The 7,601-nt window shown below is 54.2% G+C and carries 5 protein-coding genes and 2 pseudogenes; 6 read left to right on the top strand and 1 reads right to left on the bottom strand.

Annotation, left to right across the window (positions count from 1 at the left end; translation table 11 throughout):
• Nucleotides 1-157: 157 nt before the first annotated feature.
• From QO231_RS26315 to QO231_RS25565, 3 genes and pseudogenes are all read left to right on the top strand, one after another.
• A pseudogene (locus QO231_RS26315) lies at nt 158-283 on the top strand (IS91 family transposase); the annotation flags it as partial.
• Nucleotides 284-434: 151 nt separating this feature from the next.
• Nucleotides 435-776 (top strand): annotated as a pseudogene (locus tag QO231_RS25570) (transposase); the annotation flags it as partial.
• A gap of 544 nt (nt 777-1,320) precedes the next feature.
• Nucleotides 1,321-2,112 (top strand): class I SAM-dependent methyltransferase, encoded by a 792-nt coding sequence (locus QO231_RS25565; protein WP_121025753.1) that lies wholly within the window; start codon nt 1,321-1,323, stop codon nt 2,110-2,112.
• A gap of 250 nt (nt 2,113-2,362) precedes the next feature.
• Here QO231_RS25565 and QO231_RS25560 read toward each other — a convergent pair whose 3' ends face one another.
• Complete coding sequence (locus QO231_RS25560; RefSeq protein ID WP_316782996.1) at nt 2,363-3,955, bottom strand: GMC family oxidoreductase; 1,593 nt, start codon at nt 3,953-3,955, stop codon at nt 2,363-2,365.
• Nucleotides 3,956-4,187: 232 nt separating this feature from the next.
• Between QO231_RS25560 and QO231_RS25555 the strand changes: the two genes are divergently transcribed.
• From QO231_RS25555 to QO231_RS25545, 3 genes are all read left to right on the top strand, one after another.
• Nucleotides 4,188-4,820, top strand: coding sequence for a tyrosine-type recombinase/integrase (locus QO231_RS25555; protein WP_121025747.1), 633 nt, complete (start codon nt 4,188-4,190; stop codon nt 4,818-4,820).
• A gap of 316 nt (nt 4,821-5,136) precedes the next feature.
• Nucleotides 5,137-5,709: a pyridoxamine 5'-phosphate oxidase family protein gene (locus QO231_RS25550; protein WP_316782990.1), complete on the top strand. Its 573-nt coding sequence runs from the start codon at nt 5,137-5,139 to the stop codon at nt 5,707-5,709.
• A 468-nt stretch (nt 5,710-6,177) separates the two neighbouring features.
• Entirely contained in the window at nt 6,178-7,449 is a 1,272-nt protein-coding gene (locus QO231_RS25545) for a tetratricopeptide repeat protein (protein WP_316782988.1), read from the top strand.
• The last annotated feature ends 152 nt before the right edge of the window (nt 7,450-7,601 follow it).

The raw sequence follows: 7,601 nt of genomic DNA, 5'->3' as shown, positions 1-7,601 counted from the left end.
ATTGGCGTCCAGGTTCTTAACCGGATGACCGGACTTGGCCGACCAAGCTTTGAGCGCACCGCCTGAATTCCGTCTCGGGGAGGGCGCGCTCCGAGTTGCAGTTGATCTGTGCAACACGACCCCTCCAATTCGCAAAGACACAAGTGAAGGCGAGAATGATCAATCACCCAGGATCCTCGCTCTGCCATGCCCATGCTGCGGGGGACGGTTGATCATCGTCGACACCTTCGCGCCTGCCCAACACCCCAGAGCACCGCCAACATCAGCAAGGGCCGCAGCATGAAGCGCCCGCCAGACATAACCAAAGACACCATCAGCCGCAGCCGATGCCACCTGCGAACCCATCGTCATACTTTGAGCAGATCATCGACGCGGCAAAAATCAATGGCTCCGAGAAAACACCACGCATACCGTCAAAATGCTGGTCAAGCCGACACCGCGCTGAGGGCAACACCGGCCACACAACCATGACCCTGAAGATCAACGAGTTCATCCGCAGGTTCCTGATGCATGTTCTGCCCAAAGGCCAGCACCGCATCCGCCACTATGGCTTCTTCGGAAATGGCAACCGCGCCGCAAATGTCGCAAGAATCAGGGAACTGCTCGGGGATCAGCCTCCAATTCGCAAAGACACAAGTGAAGGCGAGAATGATCAATCACCCAGGATCCTCGCTCTGCCATGCCCATGCTGCGGGGGACGGTTGATCATCGTCGACACCTTCGCGCCTGCCCAACACCCCAGAGCACCGCCAACATCAGCAAGGGCCGCAGCATGAAGCGCCCGCCAGACATAACCAAAGACACCATCAGCCGCAGCCGATGCCACCTGCGAACCCATCGTCATACTTTGAGCAGATCATCGACGCGGCAAAAATCAATGGCTCCGAGAAAACACCACGCATACCGTCAAAATGCTGGTCAAGCCGACACCGCGCTGAGCGCAATACGGGCCCTTCAACCGCGCCGCCAGATCAGCCCCATGCCAAGCCCACAGCCCAAATCCCCATAACAACAACCGGCCCACCAAGACCAACCCCACGATTTCCCGCCTGAGCGCTTCTCCGACGCCAGGCAACGCCACGCGCTACCCAAACGTCGAGCATGGCGTCCGAGAAACCTGCATGGTGCCGCCATTCGGCACATCTGACGAAAACCCGCTTGAGTTGTGTCACTGCAAAACTCGTGTGTCAGAATCGATCGTTTTTTGGCGCAAGAGTTCTGTCATTGTGTTTTTTGTCGAAAGTTTAACCCGTGATTGACCCGTTGGTGGACAGGCGCGTACTCTACTTTCCAATCGAACGGCGAAACAGGATAATCACCATGACATTCCAGTTGGTGGGAAATGGCCCGAAAATCTACGAGGAAGTCATGGTGCCGCTTTGGTTCGGTCGGTGGGCGGAATCGCTTGTTGAGCTGGCTGCGCTTCAAACCTCGGAACGTGTGCTGGATGTTGCTTGCGGAACGGGTGTGACGACTAGGATGGCGAAGGTAAACGTCGGTCCAAATGGAAGGGTCGCCGGCCTCGATATTAACGCGCCAATGCTTGCAGCAGCAAAAGAACTGGCGGATGGCCTCGACATCGACTGGATCGAGAGCGATGTCTGCGACTGCGGTCTACCGTCGGAGACCTATGATGTCATCCTGTCGCAACACGGTTACCACTACTTCCCCGACAAAACCAGAGCTCTCAAAGAGTTTTTGCGGCTACTTGTTCCTGGCGGACGTTTGGCGTTCTCAATCTGGGACGGGCATAGCCCATATACAAACGCCCTCTGCGCTGCGGTGGAGCATCACATTTCTCCTGAGATCGCGAAGAAGCAACGCTCCCAACGACAAACTCCGTCACTAGACGATCTCAGAGATCAGGTGAGCGCCCACGGGTTCGCCAATGTAGTTGTCCACCGACAAGAGCTCATGATCGATGTGCCGCTTGCGCCGGAGTTTGTGCCCTTGCATTTAGGCTCTATGCCTATTGCTGGTGCATTTGCAGGACTTGCCGAAGCGGCCCAGAAAGCACTGATCGACGAGGTCGCGGAAGCACTCTCGGGATACGTTCAAGGGGATCGGCTGGTTTACCCGGACGCTGTTCACGTGGCGGTTGGGTTCAAATAGAGGTACGTCTGACGGGATTTTTTCTGTCAGATTGGCGGCCAGCCCAACGTCCTTCGATATCGCTGATATTGCCAAAACTCATACGTTTCTGTCATCGGCGAAAACGGTCGTATTTGCCCGAAATTCTGCTCACAACTAAGAAGCGAGCGACGGCCATGAACCTTGCTTGACGCTGCCGACAGCGGACGAAACCGCCATTTGAACTCACATCAGAGACGACTGTTTCGGGAGTAAAACCATATTCCGGGCCTCAGGCCCGCCGAGCAATCAAATCTGCAGCTTTCTCCGCAATCATGATGACAGGTGCGTTAGGGTGGCCCGTGTTCATTTGCGGCATCACAGATGCATCAGCAATGGACAGACCTTGAAGTCCGTGCACGCGCAGATCGGGTGCAACCACACAATCATCACCCTGACCCATCCTGCAAGTGCCAACCGGATGGAATGACGTAGACGAGACTTCGCGAATAGCATCTAAAATTTCAGCATCGCTTTGACAGTCGAGGCCAGGAGATATCTCCACCGGATTCAGTTTTGCGAAGGCGTCCTGCGACACGATCTTGCGCGCTTCGCGAATAATCGCACGCATCAGGTCAATATCTGCCGGATCGCTGAGATAGCTGGGATCAATGACAGGTCTATCCAGAGGGTCAGCTGAATTAATTGTCACCCGCCCACGGCTCCATGGGCGGGTGGGAAAGCCTGAAATCGTAAATCCGTGCCGGTCCGGTGGGCGATACTCTGGCGCACCCATGCTGATGAAAAATGGGATCATTAGCAATTCAATGTCGGGTACTTCGACATGAGGTCCTGATCTAAGAAAAGCACCGGATTCAAAGTGGTTAGTGGTCAACGGTCCTCGGCGTTCTTCTATGTATTGGCGTTCAACTTCTGCTGTTTGCTCCGCAGTTCGGCCGTAGAACGTTAGGGGTTGGTCGATCTCCCAGCGAGCCCGATAGTGAAAGTGGTCCTGCAAATTCTCACCCACGCCAGGCATGTCGTGTTTCACCAAAACGCCCACTTCATTTAACAGATTTGCCGGTCCAATTCCGGAAAGTTGCAGAATCTGGGGTGAGCCGATGGCTCCCGCACACAATACAGTTTCTTGCGCTGTGGCTTGTTGCGTTTTCCCGCCAGCAAGATAGTTCACACCTTCCACTCGGGTGCCCTGCAATTGCAGCGACAAAACCGTTGCACCGGTCACGACAGTTAGGTTGGATCGCTCCATCGCCGCAGCAAGATATATTTGGGCAGTGCTACCTCTTCGGCTGTCCTGCAACGTCGCGGGAAAGTAACCGCAGCCGTCTATGTCTGTGCCGTTCAAATCAGGATTGAACGGCACCTCCGCCTGCTGGCAGGCTTCGATGAAAACTTCTGTCAGGGGCGACCGCTCGCCGGGCTTAGTTACTGTCAGCGGTCCGCTATATCCGTGGATCGAAGACTCTCCTTCGACCTGCCAATTTTCCGCTTTTTTGAAGTAAGGCAAGACTTCTTCCCAACCCCAACCGCTCGCGCCCATTTGTTGCCACATGTTGTAATCTGTTGGGTGCCCTCGCAAGTAGATCATGTAATTGATAGAGCCTGTGCCGCCAATGCAACGTCCGCGCGGGTAAGCTATCTGTCGCCCCGAGAGCGCACCTTGAGGGGCCGTGCGAAAAGCCCAGTCAAATCTTGTGTTGGTTAGTGCGCCAAATTTGGCCGGAGTGTTGATGCGCGGGTCTTCACTGGGGCCTCCGGCTTCTAAAAGTAAAACACGGCGGTTCTTGTCCTCAGTCAGACGCGAAGCGAGCACGCAGCCAGCACTTCCTGCCCCAACCACGATCACATCAAATATGTTGGACATGCCAAACCTCCTGAAGGTTTACATCTGGAAAGTAGCTGAAAATCACTTTTCATTCAATCGACGAGCCTCTGGTTCTTGACGCAATGTCTGTTCCAAGGTCGAAGCCGTCTTTTGCTTCCGCAGAAACACTTAATGACGCGCCAGCGGCGAAGCCGTCATTAGTTTTTAGGCTATAGTACGTCGTCAGCGCTGTGTTGATGTTTGGGCAGGAGGGTTGGATGGAGGGCAAATCATGCCAAGAGTTCAACTTCCCGCAGTCACCCCAAAACGAAGAGCCTGGAATAAGGCCCGCCTCGTCGGGCAAAAGCGCCCGCTACTTCCCAAACAGGTCTGGGCCATCCGCGCTCGCCTCGAACTAGCGGGTAATCTCCGTGATCTCGCATTGTTCAACGTCGCAATAGATAGCAAGTTACGCGGTTGCGACTTGGTGTCACTAAAGGTCATTGATCTACTCAGGGACGACAGAATTCGTGAAAGAGTGTCCGTCGTTCAAAGTAAAACGAACAAGCCTGTCCAGTTTGAACTGGCTAAAAATACGCGAGAAACTGTGACTAACTGGATCAAGTCTCCGGAAATGATCGGATGCCAGTTCTTGTTTCCGAGCCGATTTCATGATCGGCCGCACATATCAACACGCCAGTATGGGCGCTTGGTTCGGAATTGGGTTGTTTCGATTGGTTTGGAACCCAGTGGTTACGGCACCCATTCTATGCGCCGAACGAAGGTGGCGGAAATCTATCGCAAGACAGGTAACCTGCGTGCTGTTCAGCTTCTTCTTGGCCACACAAAGGTTGATAGCACCGTCAGATATCTGGGGGTTGAGCTCGAAGACGCGCTGAGCATAGCAGAAAGGATTGATATCTGAGAATTCTAATGAACGGCTGAAGCCGTTCGTCATTGCGAAGCGGTCTTGATCGTTTGACACTTCCTGCGGTAGCGCTGAGCCCACCTGTTCCTTGGGTTTTTTCGCTGCGTGCGCTCGCCGCGCCGGAAATGCCGCGCGAGCGGAAAACCCGGTACCGTTGTGCAGCGGAAAGCGCGGCCATTCATGCAGACCGCAGCGAAGATCAGAGGTCGAATTTAAAGGTCGCGGACGGAGCCGACACTCAGAATGCATGAAAGTATGGTAGTCTGGCGTCAGCCTACTGGGAGGGTCGAAGATGTCAGAGCAATCAACCAGCATGTTTCACGATGGTCACCGCGAGTTGCAGGACAGGTTTGATGGCCGCCGAATGGCAGATGCATTGGAAAAGCATCGGCGTTTTTCCGAGTTTCGTGAGCAAGACGTCAACTTCATAGAAAATGCAGAGTTCTTTTTCATTGCTACGGCACACGGACAAAGCGTCGACTGTTCCTTTCGGGGCGGTGCGCCCGGATTTGTGCGTGTCACAAATCCGACGCGATTGGAGTGGGCGGATTTTGATGGAAACTCGATGTATCGCAGCCTCGGTAATGTATTGAAATCACCGCGAATCGGACTTCTTTTCATTGAATTTGGCGCTCAGCCAAAGCGACTGCGCGTCAATGGCAATTGCACTCTTGTCGACGGCCCAACGAAGGAAGGCCACAAGATGACCGTGCGTGTCGATGCCGACGAAATCTTCCCAAACTGTCCGCGCTATATCCCCGATTTGAACAAAGCTGCTGCTTCCTCCTTCATACCGGACGAGACCGGGGCGAGCGCCAAACCAGAATGGAAAAACGCCGAGGACTTGCGCGATGCACTTCCGGCAAAGGACCCGCACCGTCAATAACTGCATAGCTAATCGGTGATGTTGGTTTATGTCTCCTTAGGGCTGAGGCTGTGTGAAAACACTGGCGGACTGACACTTCGGGCCAAATAACTGAGATATATGCGCTTTCTCGTCAGGCTGAGAGCTAAATTAAAGGAAAGTTAGAAACGAACTCGGCGAGAGATATTACTTCGCTTTGTTTTCACACAGCCTCGGCTCTGAGCCGCCCAATGCCAGTGCGGCGTGATCGAGGTTGAGGGCGGATTGGAACCTGCCGCTCGCCTCGCAAGCTATGTAACTGAGACTCTGCGGCTTCATTCGATTCGCTGACTTTGGCGCTTCCATAGCCAGCGTTCGGGCAAAACGCCTCGAAAGCGGGTGCAGAGCCCATTGTTCTGAATGCTGTGCGACTGATCAGCGACCGCTTTTGCGAAGTCACTGACTTTTCGTGCGGTTTGTTGTAGCATTGGCTCAAACATGGTGTTGGGGATGAAAGACAGATACGGATATTCGCTTTCGACGAACTCGCAAAAGGCCAGAGATGCGTATATTCTTGGCCTTGATCGGTTCCTAGGTGCCGAGATCGGCGTTGAAGCCGCGCTCAAACTGGCGACCCAAGAAGACGAAGGCTTCGCCCTCCCACATGTCGTATTGGCGCGTTATCGGCAGCTCGTCGGAGATAGAACTGGCGCGCAACAATCACTTCATCTCGCCAAACAATGCGACGGGCCGCTGACGGAACGGGAAGCGCGGCAGATCAAGATCATCGGCCTTTTGATCGAAGGCAAAAACGCCGCTGGATATCAGGCCGCGCGTGATCAATTGCAAGATTATCCCCGTGATGTGATTATCGCGCAAGCCTGTCTGGGCGTCCTGAGTCTGATCGGATTCAGTGGCGAGCCGGGACGCGAAGCCGAGAACCTTGCGTTGGCTGAGATTCTAGAACCCCATTATGGCGATGACTGGTGGCTCCAAGGTCTGTTGGGGTTTGCGCAAGTCGAGGTCGGCCAATTCCACCTTGCCGAAAAGAGCATTGATAAATCACTAACGGCCAATCCGCGGAATGCGCATGGTGCGCATTTTCGATCACATCTCTATTATGAAACAGGCCAGACAGAAGCGGGCTATGCATTTATCACGGACTGGCAACGTTCCTACCAAAAAGAGGGCCAAATGCATTGCCATATCGCTTGGCATATTGCGCTCTGGGCATTGGCGCGTGGCGATACCGATGAGATGTGGCGCATTGTCGACCGGGATATCGATCCGCGCGGGGCATGGGGGCCTCCGCTAAATGTTATGGTTGATTTGGCGGCGGTTCTATATCGGGCAGAGCTCTCGGGTGTAGAGGTTCCTCAAGAACGGTGGCAGATCGTCTGCGACTATGCCGCAGAGAAGTTTCCGAACCCCGGCTTGGGTTTTGCGGATGCACATGCAGCACTTGGATATGCGATGGCAGGAAGGTCCGAGGAACTTCAACGGATCATTGTAGGTGCCAAGGGACCGGCAGCCGATCTTGTGCGATATCTGGCTGAGGCATTCGGTGCCATAGCTGATCAGAACTGGACGGATGCGAATGACCTCTTGACAAAAGCGCTTTGGGATCACGCGCGGCTTGGTGGCAGTCGCGCGCAGCGTGATTTGATAGAGTATGCGTCAGTCGGTGTCCTGCTGCGGTTGGGGCGTCATGACGAAGCGCGAAGGCAACTTGCCATGCATCGCCCCAAGGCAATTATCGGAAATGCCGTTAAAGGAATCTGACAATAACTTTTCCCAAGCAGACGTTGGCGCAAGCGCAGCGAAAACTCACTTCTCTAATCGGGCGTTTGGGTCAAGTTTATTTCATCTTTTGATTTCCGTGCTGTAGGGATCATTGTCTCTCATCCGGGTCACACTTCTCTTCGCAGTCATTG

This window comes from Sedimentitalea todarodis (assembly GCF_032595355.1).
In the GTDB taxonomy this organism is placed as follows: domain Bacteria; phylum Pseudomonadota; class Alphaproteobacteria; order Rhodobacterales; family Rhodobacteraceae; genus Sedimentitalea; species Sedimentitalea todarodis.
This window is presented reverse-complemented; position numbering and strand designations above follow the sequence as displayed.